The sequence below is a fragment of the Acinetobacter sp. 1294243 genome, from assembly GCF_000588015.1.
Lineage (GTDB): Bacteria > Pseudomonadota > Gammaproteobacteria > Pseudomonadales > Moraxellaceae > Acinetobacter > Acinetobacter pittii.
The window spans coordinates 1-22,022 of sequence record NZ_JFXG01000002.1; the positions used below are offsets into that span (position 1 = coordinate 1).

Genomic DNA, 22,022 nt, shown 5'->3' on the forward strand with positions numbered 1-22,022 from the left:
AAGCCATTACTGATCAATTGAAAGAGCAAAATGTAGATTTTAAAGATTATATCCTCACCCCAATTCACCCGTGGCAGTGGGATAAAATTATTGAATTATATTATCAAGATGCGATTAGCAACCAACTGATCATCCCGTTAGATATTGAAGGACCGACTTATTTACCGCAGCAGTCGATTCGAACCTTATCAAATATTAGTGATATCTCGGCGCTTTCTCTTAAATTGGCAATGAACTTGGTCAATACTTCTACCTCTCGTGTATTGGCACCGCATACCGTTCAAAATGCGGCGAAAATGAGTGACTGGCTTTATAACATTGTTGAGCAAGACCATATTTTAGAAAAACAGCGCAAGCCTGTTATTTTAAGAGAGATTGGCGGTCTTTCAGTTAACCAGCAAATTGCGCTACCTGTTCAATACGGCGCACTCGCTTGCATTTGGCGCGAAAGTATTTACAGCTACTTAAAAGAAGGCGAATCGGCAACGCCAGTAACAGGACTAATGCAACTCGATACAGACCAAAAACCGCTGATTGATGAGTGGATTCAAGAGTACGGTATCGAGTTCTGGTTAGAAAAATTACTCACCAATGCTTATTTACCAATCATGCATATTTTGTGGTGTCACGGCCTCGCTTTAGAGTCACATGCACAAAACATGGTACTGATTCATAAAAATGGCTTACCCGTTAAAGCGGCTTTGAAAGATTTCCATGATGGAATTCGTTTTAGCCGTCATCTTTTACGTGAGCCGAACCTTTTACCTAACTTACAAGATGCGCCAAAAGAGCACGCCAAGATTAACCCGAACTCGTTCTTGGAAACCCACTCTCCAAATGAGTTAAGAGACTTTACTCAAGATGCACTTTGGTTTGTAAATTTGGCCGAGTTAGCAATTTTCTTAAATGAACATTATGACTTCGATGAAATGAAATTCTGGACCATGTTAAGAACCATTATTAATCAGCATAAAGAAACTCACCCAGAGTTTGCCGAGCGATATGAATTGTTTAACTTTACAGATGACACCATCGATATTGAACAACTCGCAAGCCGCCGTTTCCTTCCGGAAATTCGCTTAAGAGTACAAACCACGCCGAACCCGCTCAGCCTTATTAAGGAAATTGAATATGAATAAGCATTCGATTTCTTTTAAGAAACGAATAGCAAATGGCGAGACGCTCTACGGAATCTTTTGTTCCGTAGCTTCTCCGATTAATGTCGAGCAAATGGCACTTGCGGGCTACAACTTTATTATTATCGACTTGGAACATACTTTATTTAGTACGTCTCAAGTCGAGACCATGATTTTAGCTGCTAGAGCCATGAGTCTTGATGTCTTTGTGAGGGTGTCGTTAAACGCCAACCATTTAGTTTTACCTCTGCTCGATGCAGGGGTAACGGGTATTGTTTTTCCACGTATAGAAAATGCTCAGCAAGCACAAGAAGCCGTGAACTATTGTCACTATATGCCGCTTGGTCAAAGAGGACTCAACTCGACAAGGTTAAATCGATATGGCATAGATGATTTAGCTAGTTTTGTTCAACACGCAGCAAACGAAACGGTTGTCGTTGCCATGATAGAAAGCTTAGAAGGACTAGAACAACTAGATGAAATATTAAAAGTTGAAGGTATTGATATTATTCTGGAAGGTGCTGCCGACCTTTCCCAATCAATGGGAATGCCATGGCAATCTAGTCATCCAAAAGTGAAAGAAAAAGTTCAAGAGATGTATGCAAAGACTAAAAATAGTCAAAAGCATTTCTGTGCTATTCCTCGACAACCTGAAGATATTGCAGCGTGGAAACAACAATCCGTTCAGCTTTTTGTACTCGGTGATGACCGCAGCATTATTCGCCGTGCTCATCAAAATCATTTGAATTCTTATAAAGAAATCTCATAAATTTTCAGTTGTGTAGAGCGATGGGTGCACCTTCCTCTACACAACAATTAATAAAAATAAATTTTATTATTTTTTGTCCAACAACGATATTGTGAATTACAATCATTCTCACTTATAATTCGACAAATTTAAAATCACTCTCAGGGCGAGACAATGGGAAATAAGATAAAAAGTCACAAACTTTTTACGAGGAAGTCTGAAGTAAAAAATATCATTCCACTCCTTTCACTTGGTGGGGCCATCTTTCTCTCAAACTCGGCCTTTGCAGCCTCAACCTCTGAGACAACAGATGTTGAAAAAAAGCCTGAGGCACTTCCTACAATTACAATTACCGCTTCACGTGCAGATGAACTTTCTACTTCTGCCAAGCAAGTGACCAAGCTAGATGAAAAACAAATTGAACTTTTAAGAAATGGTTCATCTGGCAGTATTGCAACCGTTTTAGCAAAAGCCGTACCGGGTTTATCCGATTCAAGCCGCACCATTACCGATTATGGTCAAACTTTACGTGGTCGTAATGCTCTCATCTTGGTCGATGGCGTTCCAATGAACCTGACACGTGACACATCACGCGGACTTTCAGCAATTGACCCTGAAAGCATTGCCAACATTGAAGTCATTCGAGGCAGTAACGCAATTTATGGTGGCGGTGCTTCTGGCGGTATTATTTCAATTACTACGAAAGCGGCTGGTGGCGAACCTACAGCAAAAACAGTCGTTGGGCTTCAAACACCTTTAACAAATTTCCGTTCTAATGCTTTAAGTGGCGATATTCATCAATATTTCACAGGCAGCTTTAACGCTTTTGACTATGCACTCGACTTTGGTTACCAACGTATTGGTAGCCCTTACGATGCAAGTGGTGACCGTGTTGCACCTGAACCTAGTCAGGGCGATTTATATGATGCCGATGCTTACAGCGTAGGTGGTAAACTTGGTTATCATATTGATGACAATCAATACTTACAATTTGCTGCAAACTACTATAATGCCGAGCAAGACTCAGATTATGCATCTGACACAAGTGTTAAGAATACCCCTGCCGGAACTGTACCAGCCAAAGCAATTAAAGGCTTAAAGCTTAAAGACCAGACTAAAAACGAAAACCAGATATACAATTTAACTTATAACCATAAAGACTTTTTTGGCAATAAAGTTGATGCTCAAATTTATTACCGTGACTTCTTTACCCGTTTTTCACCATTTGACGCACGTGTTGCTCCAGGTAAAGTCAGCCCACGTGGCGGACAAGTGGATCAGGTTTATCAAGAAAATAACATACTCGGTAGCCGCTTAACTGTAACCACACCGCTTGAGTTTTTAGGTGATACATCCCTAGTTTGGGGTGGTGACTTTAGCCGCGAAAAAAGCGAAATGCCTTTAGATATTTTCGATCCTGATATTTATGATCAATCTGGTGGCTTAGAGTTTGTAAAAATTGGAAAACTTATTTATTTACCTGAACTTACCACGCAAAGTTTGGGTGGCTTTGTACAGTTAAAACACCGCTTTAATGACCAATGGTCAGCAGAAGCTGGTATGCGTTATGAAGACAGCTATGCCCAAATTGATAGCTTTGTTCCATTATCACAATTAGGTAAGCCTAACCCTTACACCGTTGAGGGCGGAAAAGTAAAAGCTGATGCATGGTTATACAATGCTAATGTGACTTTCTCTCCAAATGATCAACACTCGATTTATGCATCATTCAACCAAGGTTTCCAGTTGCCTGATGTCGGTGTAGTCATTCGCAATGCCAGCACAGGTTTTAACCTTGGTTCGTCATTCTTAGAACCTGTAAAAGTTGATAACTATGAGTTAGGCTGGAAAGGAAACTTCAATAACTTCTCTTCAAGTTTAGCTGTATTCCACTCTACTTCTAACCTTGGCGCTGTGCAACCAGTAAGTAATAGTTTGGATATGACTAGAACGAAAGAGAAAGTCACTGGTGTTGAAGCAACTTTTGACTATCTTGACGATTCCAATGTTTGGGGAACTGGTGGTAGCGTTACTTGGATGAAAGGCCGTGAAAAACCGCAAAACGGTACCGAACAAGACATGACAGGCTTCCGTATTCCACCATTAAAACTAACAGGTTATATTTCTTATAGCCCAACGGAAACATGGACGAATCGTCTACAAGCTACTTACTTCGGTTCAGAAGACTACCGCTTAAACGGTGTAAATAGTTTTGGCCGCTATGATGTAAAAACTTATACAACAGCAGATTTAATCAGTAGCTTTGCGCTTAACAAAAAAGACACTGTGACGATTGGTTTAGAGAACATGTTTAACCGCAAGTACTACCCTCTCTATAGCCAATTATTAAGATCTGGTAATAACACTAGCCATTTAGTAGCAAATGGTGCAACGCTGAAAGTTTCTTATAGCCATAAATGGTAATCAAAAACTGACATTGAATGTGTCACAAAAAGGAGATCAATGCGATCTCCTTTTTTTATTAAAAATATTAATTTCTTATCTATTTTTTCCATTATTAACCTGAGGCAAACCCACAGAACCACCCTAGTATTCTGCTAAAAATTTTGTTAACTTGATTTTGTTACATATTCAAGATACAACTTTTTCATCCAACACTTCTTCTCACTGTGTTTATGAAAACAATATCAATATGTAGTTTTACCAATATTTTTAATGGGGCAAATCATAATGGAAATCTCACACCGCGAAATTTACGCGCTCGTAGACATTAATAATTGTTATGTGAGTTGTGAGCGACTATTTAATCCCAAACTTATTGGCCTACCAGTTGTAGTACTTTCTAATAACGACGGATGTGTTGTATCACGTAGTGAAGAAGCAAAAAATATGGGTATCAAAATGGGTATTCCATGGTATCAAATCGAACAAGAAGCTCTTAAAGCAGGTGTACACGTCTATTCAAGCAACTACACTTTATATGCTGAAATGTCACGTCGCTTTTTTTCAGTTCTTGGTGAGTTTTTCTCGCCCGATGATTTAGAAGCTTATTCTATAGATGAATGTTTTATTCGCCTTACCCCTTACCTTCAATCTCTAGATATTCATTCTTATTGTGTCAAAGTCGTAGAAACCTTAGAAGAATGGTTAAGCTTACCCTGTTGTATTGGCATCGGATATTCAAAAACTCAAGCAAAATTAGCCAATCACTATGCTAAAAAAATTAGAAGCTTTAATAGAATTTGTAATTTCACCACTTTAGATCCTCTGCTGCTTGAAGACCTCATGCAACACACTTCAGTCAAAGAAGTGTGGGGAATTGGCTATCAATTAGTCAAACAATTACGTAGCTATGAGATTTATTCATGCTTAGACTTAACTTTTGCCAATGAGCATCATCTAGCAAAAGCTTTTTCTGTGGTTATGGCACGTACCATTCGTGAGCTAAAAGGCCAATCTTGTATTCAACTCGACGATCCTGCCATTGTCACCAAACGAATTTTAGCATCACGCAGTTTTGCTCAAGCTTTGTCCAGTATTGAGATTATTAAACAAGCACTTATTTTTCATCTTAACCGAGCCCATCGCCGTTTAATGAAACAAGAACAGTTGTGTGCCTGTGTTCAAGTCTTACTTTATGAAAAAACAGATAAACCACCTTATAAAAAAGCATCTTCTCAAGCGATAGGGTTAAATTATGCAACAGATGATTTATGCATATTAACAAAAGCAGCCATGCAGCAAATAGATGTTTTATATAAAGAAAATAAAAAATATATAAAGATTGGAGTTTTATTTTGTGGTTTGCATCCTCGTCAACATCATATTGATGATTTATGGCAACCTCTTGAGTTGATTCAGCAAAGACAACAATTAATGCAAACACTCAGCACAGTTCGTAACCGATTCGGTAGTCACTATTTACAAGTCGGTTATCATTCCCGTAATCCATCTTGGCACATGAAACAATGCCACCGTTCAAAAAATTATCTAACTCGATGGAATGAGCTATTAGTGATTGGAGAGAACTCTATAGCCGTTACACAAAATACATGAACTGTTTTTGTCAATTCAGTTTAAAATAAGCTCCATTAAATTACTTGAAATTTTGTCATTTTTTAACATTGCTAAATCATCGCAAAATTTACAATATATAAGCCGAATTTGGTATACCCTTTCTGCGACGATGAAAACAAATTATAAAAAAATTGTAGAAACATATGCCATAATAAGCAAACTTTGCAGACATCTTGCAAAGAATATTTGCAACTTTAGAGCTGGAGCAATCTGAATGAGTTCGACCATTTTGGTGATTCATGGACCGAATTTGAATTTGCTGGGAAAACGCGAACCAGAAGTATATGGTCATCTTACCTTAGATGATATTAACCAACAACTTATTAGCCAAGCTCAACAAGCTTCACTCACATTAGATACTTTTCAAAGCAACTGGGAAGGTGCCATTGTTGATCGTATTCATCAGGCTCAAACTGAAGGCGTAGAACTTATTATTATCAACCCTGCAGCCCTCACCCATACATCTGTTGCTCTACGCGATGCCCTACTTGGCGTTGCCATTCCATTTATTGAAGTACATTTGTCGAATGTCCATGCAAGAGAGGCATTCAGGCATCATTCTTATTTATCTGATAAAGCAATTGGCGTGATTTGTGGTTTAGGTGCAAAAGGCTATCGTTTTGCACTCGATTACGCTATTGAAAAAATTCAACCATCTAACCCAAACTAGTTTAGGAATAGTCGCCCATGGATATCCGCAAAATTAAGAAACTCATCGATTTAATGATTGAGTCTGACTTGCAAGCGATCGAAGTTAAAGAAGGTGATCAATCAATCGCTTTAACTCGTCGCAATCCTGTCGTTGCTGCAGCTGGTGTAGCACTTCCGGCTGCTCCTGTTGCAGAAGCACCAGTTGCAAAAACACCGCGTGGAGCAGTTGAAACTTCTCCAATGGTTGGCGTGTTCTACGCTGCTCCAAGCCCAGGTGAAGCACCATTTGTTAAAGTAGGTCAAACAGTATCTGCTGGTGAAACTTTGGGTATTATTGAAGCAATGAAAATCATGAACCCAATTGAAGCAACTCAAAGTGGCGTGATCGAAGAAATTTTAGTAAAAAATGGTGAAGTTATCCAATTCGGTCAACCTTTATTCCGTTATCGCGCGTAATTACCCCGGGGACGTCTATGTTGCAAAAAGTTTTAATTGCAAACCGTGGTGAAATCGCTTTACGTATTACCCGGGCTTGTAAAACATTAGGAATCAAGACTGTTGGTATCTATTCAGATGCCGACAAGGATTTGATGCATTTACGTTTTGTTGATGAAGCAGTATGTATTGGTCCGGGCGCAAGTAGTGATAGCTATTTAAATATCCCGGCAATTATTACTGCTGCAGAAATTACCGGTGCTGATGCTATTCACCCGGGTTATGGTTTCCTTTCAGAAAATGCTGAGTTTGCTGAAATTGTAGAAAGCTCAGGCTTTACTTTTATTGGCCCACGTCCAGAACATATCCGCCTTATGGGGAATAAAGTTTCTGCGATTGTTGCCATGAAAAAAGCTGGCGTACCTACTGTACCAGGTTGCGACCATGCAGTAACCATCCACAATGCCTTGGCAGAAGCGAAAGAAATCGGCTTCCCGCTTATTGTTAAAGCGGCTTCTGGTGGTGGTGGTCGTGGTATGCGTATTGTTGAGCGTGTAGATACACTACTTGAATCAGTTCAAGCAGCGCAGCGCGATGCAGAAATGTGGTTCGGTGATGATACCGTTTACATGGAACGCTTCTTACAAAAACCTCGCCATGTCGAAGTTCAAGTTCTTGGTGATGGTAATGGTCATGCAATTCATTTATATGACCGTGACTGTTCATTACAACGTCGCCATCAAAAAGTACTAGAAGAAGCACCTGCACCAAACCTACCAGAGCAAGCTCGAGCTGATATTTTAGAAGCTTGTGTTCATGCATGTCAGTTGATGCAGTATCGTGGTGCTGGTACGTTTGAATTCTTATTTGAAGACGGTGAATTCTTCTTCATTGAAATGAATACTCGTGTTCAGGTTGAGCACCCTGTAACTGAAATGGTTACCGGTGTCGATATTATTGAACAACAGTTACGCATTGCTGGTGGCCTAGGACTAGAGCTTCAACAAGAAGATATCAAAGTTCAAGGACATGCAATTGAATGCCGTATCAATGCAGAAGATCCAACAACATTCTTACCTTCACCAGGTAAAATTGAAAGTTTCTATGCGCCAGGCGGCGCTGGTATTCGTTTAGATTCTCATATCTACCCAGAATACAGCATTCCACCTTACTATGACTCTATGATTGCTAAATTGATTTCTCATGGTAAAGACCGTGAAACTTCAATTGCTCGTATGCGTCAAGCGCTAGATGAAATGATCCTTACAGGAATTAAAACAAATATTCCTTTACATAAAGATCTTATTTTGCAAGATAAGAGCTTCTGCTCTCAAGCAATGGATATCCATTACCTTGAAAAACACTTGTTAAAGCAAGTGGAAGAAAAGAAAGCTGAAACTGCATAATAAAAAAAGCCTCTTATTTTTAAGAGGCTTTTTTTTATATCAACCATTTTATGGTAATACCCGACGTAAAGTCGCAAAGCACTGCTCACCCTTAGCCGTTGAACAGAAATTGATTGTATGGTCGTTTTTCCATTGTACAAAATATTGTGAGACATCACCTGTTTGGTCTTGTTTCTGACCAGAACAATCTACTTTATTATTGTCAAATTTAATTTGCATTACTAAAGCGGCTAGCTGCTCTTTAGGGTCATCAGATGGTTGATATTCATAAATACCATAAGACCATTCCTGACCGCTTTTGATCACTACATCATTACTACTACGAAAGTTATAATATTCCACACATTTCTTATTATTTGGAATTTCCATTCCCCACAATCCCATAATTTCAGGGCGCGTAACAATACGTATAGCATTAGGATTACTTGCAGTCCGAACGGGTTGTTCAGCTGGCTGTTGAGTAGCCGTTTCTGCCACAGCTAAACCAGAACAAGCCCACAATAATCCAATAATATAAATATTTTTCATAGATTTATTAATCATTAAACGCATGAAGTTAAGTTAGCATATTTTTTGACAAAATCACTGCTCCATAACCATATAAAAACAATATTTTTCAACTGTAACGTGTCACAACAAGTCATCAAACAATTTTATATTTACTTGCTTTTTTCAATATAAATTCTTTGTTTTGCATGATCTCAAGCTTAGGTAGTTGAAGAATCGACTTGTTTCGGAAGCCACTTTACAAAGCACAAACCTAAGAGCACAACCACGCTGGCACACATAAAGATGAGTTCACCAGAAAGAATTTTCCAGAAATGCCCAGCCAGAACACTACCGAAAGCTACACCTAACCCCCACATGGTACTATAAAGTGCTTGTCCACGCCCTTGCTGTCCAGCAGAAAAGTTTTGAAAAATAACTCTCATTGCGATCAAGTGAAATAAACCAAAACTAAAGGCATGTAAGCACTGCGCAAAAAGTTGACCAATAAAATAATGTGAAAATACTGCAACTAGCATCCAACGTATGCTCGTCACTAGCAGACACACTATCACTAAACTGCGCCACGAAAAACGTTGAAAAATCTTTGAGGCAATTGAAAACATAAAAATTTCAGCAAAAACGCCCATGGCCCATAAAAATCCAATTTCAGTCGTACTGAAATTCAAAGATTTCAGAAAATTACTATAAAAACTATAAAAAGGCGCATGTGAAAAAAGTAGAATAAATTCAATTGCAAAAAATGCAGCCACTGTTGGGCGCTTAAGAACAGGAAGTAAAGGTTCTAAATGTTTTTGGGAAGTAGGCGCGCTATCAGGTTCTCGGATTGTAAAAGACCAAATAAACGCTAGCGACGCGATAATTAATAGTAAAATTGGGAGCATTGAAATATGCACTATTTCTAAAATAGCCCCAATAGTGAATACCCCAACAATAAACCCAACCGATCCCCACTTACGAATTTTGCCGTAAAGTTTAGCTTTTTGATCATCCAACCAAAATAAAGTCACTCCCTCAAATTGAGCTAAAATCGCATTTTGAAAGAAACTAAAAATAAGCATAAGCAAAGCAACTGATTGAAAAGTATTTGGCACTATAAAAATAGCCAACCATATACATGACTCCATCCAAGTTGCTATCCGAACAAGCAACATCCGCTTACCAGATTTATCAGCAATCCAACCCCAAACTAAAGGCGCAAAAAAGCGAGTTACAATCGCAATTGATGATAAAACACCAATTTCTTGATAATTAAACCCCTGATCTTGAAGATATAAATTCCAATAAGGCATGAATGTGCCCACGATGGAATAGTAAAAGAAGTAGAATCCACCAAGTCGAGTTTGGATAGTAAGTGGTTGAAACAATTTATAAACCTTTGTATTTTCATGAGGTTAAAATTCGGGATAGCTGTCACGCTTGTAGCCATTTGTCTTTAGTACTACTAAGCATCCACAAATTTCAATTCGTAGATTCACCGAATAAAATACAATTAAACATATCAGAGCATCTCAGCCTTTCAATTTTAACACTTTGTTTTCCATTACAAATCATTAAATTATTGAGAATCGACTTATCTCTATAAGTATTTTTTATTGATAAGAAAGAATAAATAAAGAAAAGAGAACTGTAATTTAATTTGTACAATCTGTTAACTTGTGTAAAAATACATTTAATATTCATAAGGTATATATTTATCAGATGTTTTTTCTTATTTTTTTAATTTGTCTTTTTCTGTTTTTACTCATCCTGAAACAACATTACCGCTAACCACTTATCACCCTTACCTTTTGCTTAAAAAAAATCTATCTGCCTCTTTTAAATTAGAGCAATTAAACACCAAATTTATAGACCACTTTTTAAATGCTAAGTGTTCAACTCAAATTCTAAAAAATATACTCAACATAAAATTCCAATAAATTCTTAATAAGTTACTGTAACAACTATCGCATCTGAGTAATTACCCGGAGCTGTTGAAATAGTGGTACCTTGCGGAATTTTTCCATAGACATTTGTACCCTGAGAATTGCCCGAACCTGTTTTAGAAACACCCCCAGAACCTCCAACTACGCTTACACCACCAGTAGTATCCCATACCGCACTATAATTCGAGTTCTGATATAACTGATATGGGATATATTGACCACTACCATTTGTCATCTGCCTAAAGCCACCAGCAATACGGTTATTTCCATCCCCCAAATAAATACTATATGGCAGTCCATTATTACAGGTCGTATTTACCACTCCTTGAGCTGTATAATCACGAGTAGTCTTACCAATATCATTAATATTTCCAAAATCGACATTTGATGTTGAATCTATTTGACACAAACTTGGCACAACATAATTAGCAGTTATAGTGGTATTACCCGAGTCCCAACCTCCACCACTATCCCCCTCACACACAGTGCTAGAGCTTGCTTGCATGTCCCAAAATAGCTGAACCGTACCAGTATAGGTTCCTTTAGGGTATGCCATGAGCGACCCTGTACGGGCTGGTACTTTTATATTTACAGAGTAACTAATAACATTATTTGTAGCGACTGTTCTTACTGGACCATACCAGACATTCGAATTTTGATTGGTGGTAGAAGACCCAGCCCCACCTACAGTGGCAGTTACCGTATAGGGTAATGAAACACTGTTAATTGCATTTGTGGTTCCCGTAAATACGGTTTTCATACACATATAACCTGAAATTTCTGGTGTTGTACGCCCCCCATAACAACGTATTGTTCCAGTGTATGTCAGAACTGCATCATTGTTAATTGTTGCGGCAGTATATGTGTATGTACCAGAAGTTGTCCCTGTAACTATGCAACTTGCATGGGCAGAGTTAAAAAATGTAAAGATTAGGCATAACAGACTCATTCCCAAAAAATATTTCAGGATAAATGAAAGACCTTTAAAAGTTGTCGGCTGGTTAAAGCTAGCAATATTTATCGACATACATAAGGTCCCAATTTTTTAGCACTGTATTGCTTATTTTCATACGCAAAATCAACTTGGCATGAACCATGATCTAGAAGATCGATTTCAAGTTTGTTTTGCTTTAATAGGTTTGGAATAAATACTTCACCGTCATAACCAACCACTCCATCTTGCTGACCATTAATTCGAACGGTATAATCTGGCATTAATGGTGAGTTGTTTTGATCAACCAGTTTCACTAATCCAGAAATGACCTGATGAGCACCAAAGTCAACCAAAGTTCCTTGACGGTAACCTACAAACACTGTCTGATTCGTAGAGTTAACTTCCCACTCTAAAGGTAAATATGATGGGTCTAGATAGATATGATGAGACATGTAGGGCCTTAAATTTGCAATTAAGAATCGGCCAGACTTATCGGTCGCACCTAAATTAACCCCACCATTTAAAATTTGGCTTTGTGGCCCGGCATTAGTTACAACCGCATAGCCATCTCCAATTTCATTGGCCGCAAAGATACGTCCCGCCGCCGCAACCAATGATCCCGTTGCCGAAAGTGCAACCTGATCATTATCCCCAAATCGGTTATAGCGTCCTGTCAGGTAAGCTGCTCGGGCACGGTAAGAGGCATAGACCGATGCATTGTTTTCATTTGCATCCTGATCTCGCTCAACATAACCACCCCAGCCAAATGAACCAATTTGTGGTTCTGACAAACCGAATATTTCTTGGCGATACCGTAGGCTACCGCTGTCACTAGATACACTCGTGATCGCATTCACTTTACTGGACGGTGTATATCTCAGCGCAAAGTAAACTCCATAATCCTTGTGGTTTTCATAATCTTTATACGCTGATGCATAAAAGCCCCAGTTCTTGTCCAGACTTCCACTTAAATTGGTAGACAGTAACTTATAAGAGTTATCGCTATATTTGATCTGGTTATAACCTAGATAAACCCCATAGCCTGCATAAAAATTATAGTTAACCACTGCCCTAAAAATCTCATCTGCCAGTGCGCTGTAGTTCAGGTAGTTCTGTGTCTCGGCATTGATCTGGTTATCTTTTAAATATCTCACTTGAGACACACGGGCTAGGTCAAAATAGTTATCAAATACTTTGCGGTAACTGGTGTTAAATGAAATGTTCTTACTGATGCGCCCTTCTAAACCCAACAAGGCAGAATAGCCGTTTTCATCTTTATACTGGCTCGCTGCAATGTCGGCATTCATCACGCCAATCCCCAAAACATTCTTGGCAAATCCTGTGCCTAGGTTCGATAACCCATCGGTTGAAGCCTCTGCTCCACCACTTAAGGTCAGTGAGTTACTGTAGCCGTATCGGATCGCACCTGAGGCAAAAGTGGCATCGTCATAATCGTTTGAATAGAGCCCATAGTTATAACGCGGAATACCCATATCTACTGAAAACTCATTTATACCTTTTGCCAGAATCTTGGAGGAAAAATAGTACGGCTTTTTGGTAATGCTCTGCTGTCCCGTTGCATCGGTAGTCACCAGTGTGACTTCATTTCCCGAAATAAACGGGAGCTGTTTAATATCAAATGGACCTGATGGCACTAACCCCGAATAAATCTTTTGCTGATTGACATATAAATCTAGCGTTGAAGGCAGTGCTGCCGAGCCTGAGAATTGCGGGAGTGCCGAAGTGACAATATCACCGCGTTGACTATAAGCACTCGACCACTGAAAACCGGCAAGACGGACACTACTGCCCCAGTCTGGGCTATTAGAAATAAAATCCCCTAGGGTATATATCCTGATCTTTTCAGGGTCGACATATTGCCACTTACTTTCTAAGCGCACCCACTTTTCATGGCTATAACTATTTTCATTACTACCGTTATATAAAACGCCTGAAGAAAAGTTACCGATTGCGCTGTTAAAGATCCCTTCTGCCGTACCTGAGAAAACATTCTCATCATTGGTTATGGTGTTATACAGGCTGTAATTCAGAATAGCCGCGTTTAAGGGTTTCATCTTTAGCAAATTCGGGCTAGTGATCTGCTGGCCATTTAAGTCAACTGAGTAACCCGTTAACATGTTCGGCGGAACTTTTAAGTTTAGAGATTGCTCATTTTCGAGATATTTAAACTGGATTCCGTTTAGATCATTAATACACACCCACTGATTATCTGGGATATGTTCACCCATTTTTAGTCTTAAAGTTTTTAAATCACGAGAGCGGATATATAATTTTTTATCTTGATCCTGCCGTACCGATATTAAATCTTTAGAAACATTTGAATTAACAGAAATATTTAAAAATAGCTGTACATATCCCTGATCAGAACCAAATGCCTGATGAGCAGAATTCGGAACTTCGGGAATACTTGGTAAGACAGCATTGGTACTATCTTGTAATGATTCAGCAGCGGCATGAATCGGCAAGTACATAACACATAAGGCACTTACGATATATTTCATATGTGCCTCTTTAAAGAGATGTTTGCTTACCGTTAATATTTAATAAAATATTATATTTATGACCTGCTTGAAATTTAAAATCAGGACTAATATTAAAATTTCTCGCTTTCCCAGCAAGAATATAACCATTCACGGTATTTACTTTAATGGTATAGCTTTTATTTGCTGTTGTATCCACAAGTATTAAGTTATTTAAAAGCGCATGTCGATTACCAACATTACTTATGGTGAGATAAGCGTTATTTTGTTCTTGTTGTATTGACCAATTCAGTTTAGTAATCGCATCTTTATTCACTACAAATACAGGTAATGACGAACGTAGTAGTACGTTAACCCCTTGATCAGCTTTACGACTATCAATTGGTTTTGGTAACTCATCAATAATAATACGATAAGTTTTTTCACCAGAAATAAGTTCTGGGTTAATTCTAACTACACGTAAGTTATAAGAGTCACTAGGCTGTAGTTTTAAAAATGGTGGACTAATTACAATCTCATCCGTAGGGATTAACTGATCTTGACCAGCATTTTGTCTCCATTCAAATACACGCACCTGCAAATCAGCGCTTTCATTTGACTGATTATATAAACTAATGGAAGAGGCAGCCTGATCACTCAATATTTCAACACTAACAGGTGAAAGGCGGATTGATGCTGCATTTAGCATACTAGGCAAAAATAATAATAAACTTGTCACAACAAAGATATTTTTTTTCATGATTTGCCCAGAACTACTTTTCTCAAATTGAGCTAGCTCCTTTAAAAAGAGCTAGCGATGACGCAATAAAACTTATTAAAAATTAATAAGTCACTGTTACAGTCACAGTGTCAACATAGCTACCTGCACTTGGTAAAGTTGAGCCAGCAGGAATACGACCATAGACGTTAACTGTTTGTGCTGCACCAGTACCAGTACCGCTATATGCAGTTGTTGCAATACCAATTGCTGTTGCACGGTTAGTATCTGAGAAAAGGTTGTAAGGAATGTATTCGTTGCTAGCCGCCCCACCAATCATACGACGTTGTGTCGATTGAGCATTTTTCCCTGCGTCAAAAGCCAAAGTCCATGGCACAGTGTTGTTACATAACACTTTAATTGCAGTACCACCTGTTGTTGTGGTGTCTGCATCTACGTTGCTTGCAAGCGAACTTAACGTACCAAAGTCTAAAATTGCATTTGACGTAGTACCTGTTGCAGAAGTGTTGAGAACACAACTGTTTGTAATCGTTGCTTTAACAGTTAGTGTACCGGTTGCGTTAGCTGCATTTGCAACATTGATAGACGTTAAACCCATAGCAATTGCTGATAAACAAATGAGAGACTTATTCATGGTTAAAAACCTTTTTACATTACGCCAATAAAATTAATAGATGTAAAAATTAGCCTTCCCCATCACAATCACTAGTTCTTCTGACTGTTTTTTCAAAGCGTTATTTTTTTACTCTACTAGTTGCGCATAATACAAAAAAACAACAAAAACACTAATATTTGTTTCATTCCAAATATCAATTAATAATCAAAATTTTGATTGATTTCTCAATTATAAAAATTTTTATGGTTGGCCCCACTCTTTTTATTAAGTTTCGATAATTTCATTTATATTTTTATTAGTTTTTCTAAAAAATTTTAATTTTTCATTAGTTAAAATTTACCATCAACATTCATATTTTATATTTTTTTAAAGTTTGGTCAAAAAAATAAGAATAAAAAGTAAGCACCTGATTATTCTATATATTTTAAATGAATAAGAAAATAATACTTTATGAATAAGAAATCTAAGTGTTTTATCACATCTTTATAATTTTTTTGAGATTTCAATGACTAGTGGCAGGTCTTCACTACTAAAAAGTATGTATTGCTAGCTCAACTATTTCTAAAAATTAAATGAAAAATCAAACCCAATAATCTTTGGATTTTGTTATACCGTCCTTAAGCTAACAATTCCATACTTGTGGTTTTAGTTCCTTCTTGGCAAGGTATGTATCAGTAAAACATTAGGAATTTGTTCCAATATGGCGAGTCCAGCACAAATCATTCGACATAAATTTCTCAATACATTCTTTTCACGCCATTCTCTCTGGTTTTTATGTATTTTTACTGCGCTCAGCATCACATGGTTTCGAACCGTCTATACCCCTCATAGTATCTATTATTTTATTTCTGATACTCTCCTTAATGGTTTATGGGTAGTTACAGGCGCTTTAAGCCTATTAGGCCTCTATGATGTTTTACAAAATAAACATTCTATTTTAAGAAACTACCCAATTATGGGACATTTTCGTTTTTTGTTTGAAGATATACGCCCCGAAATTCGTCAATACTTTATTGAAGCGGATCAAGATGCTCTACCTTTTTCTCGCATGCAACGAAGCTTAGTTTATCAACGTGCTAAAAACGAAAATGCAGATAAACCTTTTGGCTCAATTATTGATGTCTATCAAGAGAATTACCGCTTTATTGTCCACTCAATAAGCCCTTGCCCACCAGCTGATCCAAAAAGCTTCCGCATTCAGGTGGGTAATGCGCAATGCCTTCAACCCTATAGCGCATCCATTATGAATATCTCTGCCATGAGCTTTGGTAGTTTAAGTGCCAATGCAATTCGAGCACTCAATAAAGGAGCGCAATTAGGTGGGTTTTATCACGATACTGGTGAAGGTAGCTTAAGCCCTTATCATCTCGAAAATGGTGGAGATATTGTTTGGCAAATTGCCAGTGGTTATTTTGGTTGCCGTACCCTAGATGGAAAATTTGACGAGCAAAAATTTGCTAAACAATCTCAATTGCCACAGATCAAAATGATCGAATTAAAGCTTTCACAAGGTGCAAAACCGGGCCATGGCGGTATCTTACCTAAGCATAAAATTACCGAAGAAATTGCTCAAATCCGTGGCGTTTCACGCGATCATGATTGTATTTCTCCTGCTAAGCATTCTAGTTTTTCTACCCCAATTGAAATGATGCATTTCTTACAGAAGCTGCGAACATTATCTAGCGGCAAGCCAGTTGGTTTTAAACTGTGTATTGGCCAACCTTGGCAATTCATGAGTATTGTTAAAGCAATGCTTGAAACAAAAATTGTTCCTGACTTTATTGTTGTAGATGGTTCCGAAGGTGGTACTGGTGCAGCACCAATTGAGTTTAGTGACAATATTGGTACCCCATTACGAGAGGGCTTACGCTTTGTCCATAATACTCTTGTCGGTGCAGGACTAAGAGATCAAGTTAAAATTGGCGCAAGTGGTAAAATCATTAGTGCTTTTGATATCGCTAGCACTTTTGCACTCGGTGCAGACTGGGTTAATTCAGCACGTGGTTTCATGTTTGCAGTTGGGTGTATTCAGGCACAAAGCTGCCACACCAACCAATGCCCTGTAGGTGTAGCGACTCAAGACAAAGATCGTCAAAAAGCAATTGATGTACCGACTAAATCAGAACGAGTATTTAATTTTCATAAAAATACCTTGCATGCATTATCAGAAATGATCGCTGCTGCGGGTTTACGCCATCCTTCTGATATTAAAGCTCATCATTTGGCTCAGCGAGTAAATGACCGTGAAATTAAGAACTATGCTCAGTTGCATTTTTTCTTGAAAGAAGGTGAACTTTTACAATCTGAACTTAATAATGACGATGATAATTTCTACTATCGAATGTGGAATATGGCTGATGCCAATCATTTTTAATTTATATTAATTTTTATAAGTTGAGCATCACCTTTATAGTGTGATGCTCTTCCATATTTAAACCTAATATGTGATTTTTGCTTAAATTTCACTCCCCTTTTAATTTGTATTTAATAGATTTTTCACCTAATATAAAAGTATAAATAACGTACACATTTTAATTTTATTTAATAAAAATTTTTTAATGCTTATAACAAGAAGGTACCTCATCATGTTGAAAAAAACATTCATCTCTTCTTTTGTTGCAATCGCTGTAGGCTTAAGTAGCTATGCTGTTGCTTGTACACGTGCCGTATATTTAGGTAATAATCAACATATTATTACTGCTCGCTCAATGGACTGGAAGGTTGATACAGGTACCAACTTATGGATTATGCCAAGCGGGGTTAGCCGTGACGGTAGCGCTGGTCCCAATTCAATAAAATGGACGTCGAAATATGGAAGTGTAATTGCTACAGGTTATGAAGTTTCCACAACAGATGGAATGAATGAAGCAGGTTTGGTTGCTAATATTTTATGGTTAGTAGAGTCTGAATACCCAGATGCAAAAAAGACAGATAAGCCTTTATTAAGTATTGCAGCATGGGCTCAATATGTACTCGATAATTTTGCAACTGTAGATGAAGCCGTTAAGGCCTTAGAAAAAGAACCCTACACTATTATTACCGACAATGTTCCCGGTGAAACACGGCTCACCACCTTACATTTATCTATTTCTGATAAAACAGGTGATAGCGCAATTATCGAATATATTGGTGGAAAACAAGTGATTCACCATAGCCGAAGCTATCAAGTCATGACCAATTCACCTACTTTCGATAAACAACTTGCACTTGTTGAATATTGGAAGCAAATTGGCGGAACGATTATGCTTCCCGGTACGAATAGAGCATCTGATCGCTTTGCACGTGCATCATTTTATATTAACGCTATTCCTAAAAATGATAATACAAAACAAGCACAAGCCTCTGTATTTAGTGTGATTCGCAATGCATCTGTTCCCTATGGGCTAAATACTCAAGAAGAACCTAATATCTCTTCGACTCGCTGGCGAACTGTTGCCGACCACAAACAGATGCTCTACTTTTTTGAATCCGCTCTCTCACCAAATGTATTTTGGGTTGACTTAAAAAAGATTAACTTTAAAGATGGTAAAACTCGTAGACTGGATTTAGGACCTGATCAAAGCCATATCTATGCAGGTGATGCCACCTCTTCCTTTAAAATTGCAAAACCATTTGTATTTTTAGGTCCAACTACGCGTTAATTTATGTCAAAATTTATTACTCTTAACATAAATAATATTAAACATACGATCTTGGAATTTATATGATGAAGAAATCTCTACTCTTATTGGGTTCATGTCTACTTACTGCAGCGTGTAGCACCACACAGGTTAGTACACCAGCTCCTAAAGAGGTAAAGACAGCTGGTCAACTAAACTGCTCACCAACTGAACTATGCCCAAGCTTATTGGTTAAATGGAACGAAAATCAAAAAAATCAGCTTCGTGTAGATGTTCATTTAAGTAGTAGTTATAACTTTTATGATATTAACGCTTTGACCTTTGATATTGATGGTAAACGATTCAGTTACGAACCAGCTCAAGCCACTGAAAAGACAAATGTGAGCCGATTAGTACCTAAACATTCAACCACTTACTTTGTTATTCCAAGTCAATTCCTACAAGAATTTAAAAATGCTCAAAATGTGAATGTTTTAATCAAAACAGATAAAGGAACAATCGAGCGCAATATGTATAGTCCACAAAAGCAGTCTTCGGTTTATAAAAACTTTATGCAGCTTTATCAAAATTCAAAATAAACTACAAAGATTAAATAATGCATCTATCTAGAATTTTGGATAGATGCATTATTTTTCTAATAATAAAAATGTTTTGGCTTTGCATGCAAAAAGGCTGGAATCAATCCTGTTAATGCCGCACGTATATCTGCACGTTCATTAATTAATTGATGAGAGCCTTCTTCAAGCATTAACAACGTTTGGAGCCTAAATTTACGACGAATAAATTCAATGTTGTAACGCCAATCAACCGTCTGATCGAGAGCACCTTGTGCAAGCCAGACTGGGATACGGCAAGCAGGTCGCTCTTCCATTTCTTGCATCCATTTTGACATGGCCAAAATCCAGTCCATGCCCATCATTCGGGGTTGCAAAGGATCCTTTAAACGAATAAAACGCAAAAATTCAGGATTATGATTATTACGTCTAAAATGCCTTGGCACTTGACGTTTAATACGGCGAATAATGCCTAATCCAACGGGGTTATGCCACCATGCGGTTTTTGCGGGGCGAATTAGCGGAGAAAGTAAAAGTACACGATCTACAATCGGATCTTGGCGTTTTTCAGCATATTCTAATAAGTGATGCATCCAAATTGCTCCACCCGTACTTTGACCAATACCGACCCATGGTTTAGGTAACTGATCTGCATGTTTCACATATTGATAAACAGCCATCAAAACTTGCTGGTAATGATCAAAGTTTTTAATGCTGGCTGGTGAACCATCACTTAATCCATGCCCCGGCAAATCATAAGTAATGATACTAAAGCCCTGCTCAAGAATTTCACGAATAATTGGCTGGTAAATACCGCTATGCTCAAGATAGCCATGCAATAGACAAACTGTACCTTGTATTTTTTCTACTTTAGGTTTGAAAACTTGCACATGCAAACGGAATAAAGGCATTTGAACATAGCCTTGCCAATGGTCACATTCAAGTAAATGTAAACCATACAATTTGCGATAGGCCAGCAAATCACGAGAAGGTTCTTCTAATGTGTTTAAATTAAGTGGACTCAAAACCTGCGGCGTAAGATCACGATTAGGAACCGGTAAATCTAATTGTTTTAATACGGCAGGGTTGAGAAATGGAATATCTGACATTAAGGAACCTCTCGACAATCACTTGAGCCAAACAACATGTCACGAATTGTCGCAAGTAATTCATAATTTGCACGGCGGCTATGATCGTAATTTTGCACACTTGGTTGCCAGCGTGTCAGTGGAGTTGGCATTGGAGCCACAACAGGAATAGTTTCTATACCATTTAAAGCAAAAAGTCGGCGTGTACGCGGCATATGATATTCATCTGTAACCAACATGACTGTCGGTGCCCCGCCTTTTTTCTGAAGCAATAAAGAGCTAAAACGGGTATTTTCACAGGTATTCATACTACGCTTTTCTAATAGCTTTGCATCAACACCGCGCTCTTTTAACCAAGCTTGCATATAAGGTGCTTCTACACCGCTAAGCACAATAGGCAGATGATTTTGTTTTTCAACTTCTAAAGTTTTTTCTAATCGCAAACGCGTATAGCCATTAACAACAATATCCTTACCATTTTTATCTAAGGTTAATCCGCCACCCAACACAACAATTGCATAAGGCTCTGATAACTTTTTAGGTTGTACAGGTAATGGATTTTTACGCACATACTCGACTTTTTGTTCAGGTTCACTAACAGCTTTCTGGTGCTCTGGCACCACAGGTTTTCTTGCTAAAAACTCTGTATATTGCTCAGTAAGCGCTTTATTTTCAGAACTATTAATAAAAAGTGCTTCGTCAACAGGACTACTCGCCTCATCTGCGGCATCAATTTCTGAGTTTTTAGCGACTAAAGGAACCGTTACAGATGCTGCTTGCTCTTCCGAATCCTGCTCCTTTTCTTCTAAAAGAATAATTTGCTGCAAGGCTTTATAATTCTCTTGAATATAGGTCAGATCAGACGTTCTTTTTTCACGTAACGCTTGCTCTGTCAGTTTTAAATAAGCCTGACGAGCGATCCATAAATTTGAACCCGGCTCTAAATTATCATGCTCACTTAATGCAGCCTGTCTCTGGCTCTCAGCAGCGACTTGATTAACATCAACAGGTACAAAATAGTTAAGCCCAGCTACAATAAGTTTTGAATAAAATGGCGAATATAAAAAAACCACGAAACAGCCTAATAGTACAAATAGCACGGTGACTACTTGTACTAAACGTACCATTAAGTGTACTTTTGGCAT

18 protein-coding genes are annotated in these 22,022 nt (G+C 38.0%); 10 read left to right on the forward strand and 8 right to left on the reverse strand.

All coding sequences use genetic code 11. The features are described from left to right. From J655_RS07685 to accC, 7 genes are all read left to right on the forward strand, one after another. A partial coding sequence (locus J655_RS07685; protein ID WP_032052226.1) for an IucA/IucC family protein occupies positions 1-1,139 on the forward strand: 1,139 nt, incomplete at its 5' end. Then, positions 1,132-1,905 (forward strand): HpcH/HpaI aldolase family protein, encoded by a 774-nt coding sequence (locus J655_RS07690; RefSeq protein WP_032003848.1) that lies wholly within the window; start codon positions 1,132-1,134, stop codon positions 1,903-1,905. The genes J655_RS07685 and J655_RS07690, both read left to right, overlap by 8 nt. 153 nt (positions 1,906-2,058) lie before the next feature. Continuing rightward, a complete protein-coding gene (locus J655_RS07695) occupies positions 2,059-4,308 on the forward strand; it encodes a TonB-dependent receptor (protein ID WP_032052227.1) in 2,250 nt (749 codons plus the stop codon). 267 nt (positions 4,309-4,575) lie between these two features. Continuing rightward, complete coding sequence (locus tag J655_RS07700; RefSeq protein WP_032052228.1) at positions 4,576-5,901, forward strand: Y-family DNA polymerase; 1,326 nt, start codon at positions 4,576-4,578, stop codon at positions 5,899-5,901. Positions 5,902-6,136: 235 nt separating this feature from the next. After that, on the forward strand, positions 6,137-6,592 hold the full coding sequence (gene aroQ, locus J655_RS07705; RefSeq protein ID WP_017480934.1) for a type II 3-dehydroquinate dehydratase: 456 nt from the start codon (positions 6,137-6,139) through the stop codon (positions 6,590-6,592). Positions 6,593-6,609: 17 nt separating this feature from the next. Then, entirely contained in the window at positions 6,610-7,029 is a 420-nt protein-coding gene (accB, locus tag J655_RS07710) for an acetyl-CoA carboxylase biotin carboxyl carrier protein (protein WP_000354611.1), read from the forward strand. Positions 7,030-7,046: 17 nt separating this feature from the next. Next, positions 7,047-8,414 (forward strand): acetyl-CoA carboxylase biotin carboxylase subunit, encoded by a 1,368-nt coding sequence (gene accC / locus J655_RS07715; protein ID WP_002115704.1) that lies wholly within the window; start codon positions 7,047-7,049, stop codon positions 8,412-8,414. Between the two features lie 48 nt (positions 8,415-8,462). On the opposite strand, the gene J655_RS07720 is transcribed toward accC, so the two are convergent. The 6 genes from J655_RS07720 to J655_RS07745 all read right to left on the reverse strand — a co-directional run bounded on the left by J655_RS07720 (position 8,463) and on the right by J655_RS07745 (position 15,633). Next, positions 8,463-8,966, reverse strand: a complete 504-nt coding sequence (locus J655_RS07720) for a hypothetical protein (protein ID WP_002115710.1) — start codon at positions 8,964-8,966, stop codon at positions 8,463-8,465. Positions 8,967-9,121: 155 nt separating this feature from the next. Continuing rightward, complete coding sequence (locus tag J655_RS07725) at positions 9,122-10,288, reverse strand: MFS transporter (RefSeq protein ID WP_205625442.1); 1,167 nt, start codon at positions 10,286-10,288, stop codon at positions 9,122-9,124. A gap of 556 nt (positions 10,289-10,844) precedes the next feature. Beyond that, positions 10,845-11,873 carry a spore coat U domain-containing protein gene (locus J655_RS07730; protein ID WP_017480932.1) on the reverse strand — a complete coding sequence of 343 codons (1,029 nt, stop codon included), beginning with the start codon at positions 11,871-11,873 and terminating at the stop codon, positions 10,845-10,847. Then, on the reverse strand, positions 11,864-14,272 hold the full coding sequence (locus tag J655_RS07735) for a fimbria/pilus outer membrane usher protein (RefSeq protein ID WP_155762634.1): 2,409 nt from the start codon (positions 14,270-14,272) through the stop codon (positions 11,864-11,866). Before J655_RS07735 ends, J655_RS07730 begins: the two co-directional genes overlap by 10 nt. A gap of 40 nt (positions 14,273-14,312) precedes the next feature. Continuing rightward, on the reverse strand, positions 14,313-15,020 hold the full coding sequence (locus tag J655_RS07740) for a molecular chaperone (RefSeq protein ID WP_002115167.1): 708 nt from the start codon (positions 15,018-15,020) through the stop codon (positions 14,313-14,315). 82 nt (positions 15,021-15,102) lie between these two features. Then, positions 15,103-15,633 (reverse strand): spore coat U domain-containing protein, encoded by a 531-nt coding sequence (locus tag J655_RS07745; RefSeq protein WP_005068793.1) that lies wholly within the window; start codon positions 15,631-15,633, stop codon positions 15,103-15,105. Positions 15,634-16,315: 682 nt separating this feature from the next. Between J655_RS07745 and J655_RS07750 the strand changes: the two genes are divergently transcribed. The 3 genes from J655_RS07750 (at position 16,316) to J655_RS07760 (ending at position 19,813) form a co-directional block, all read left to right on the forward strand. Beyond that, the gene (locus J655_RS07750; RefSeq protein ID WP_017480927.1) at positions 16,316-17,989 is read left to right on the forward strand and encodes an FMN-binding glutamate synthase family protein; all 1,674 of its coding nucleotides are present in this window, start codon (positions 16,316-16,318) and stop codon (positions 17,987-17,989) included. Positions 17,990-18,200: 211 nt separating this feature from the next. Further along, a complete protein-coding gene (locus J655_RS07755) occupies positions 18,201-19,256 on the forward strand; it encodes a linear amide C-N hydrolase (protein ID WP_017387349.1) in 1,056 nt (351 codons plus the stop codon). 62 nt (positions 19,257-19,318) lie between these two features. Beyond that, a complete protein-coding gene (locus J655_RS07760; RefSeq protein ID WP_017480925.1) occupies positions 19,319-19,813 on the forward strand; it encodes a hypothetical protein in 495 nt (164 codons plus the stop codon). A 56-nt stretch (positions 19,814-19,869) separates the two neighbouring features. Here J655_RS07760 and J655_RS07765 read toward each other — a convergent pair whose 3' ends face one another. Beyond that, positions 19,870-20,898, reverse strand: coding sequence for an alpha/beta hydrolase (locus tag J655_RS07765; RefSeq protein WP_002115207.1), 1,029 nt, complete (start codon positions 20,896-20,898; stop codon positions 19,870-19,872). Then, positions 20,898-22,022, reverse strand: coding sequence for a YdcF family protein (locus J655_RS07770; protein WP_002115205.1), 1,125 nt, complete (start codon positions 22,020-22,022; stop codon positions 20,898-20,900). Before J655_RS07770 ends, J655_RS07765 begins: the two co-directional genes overlap by 1 nt.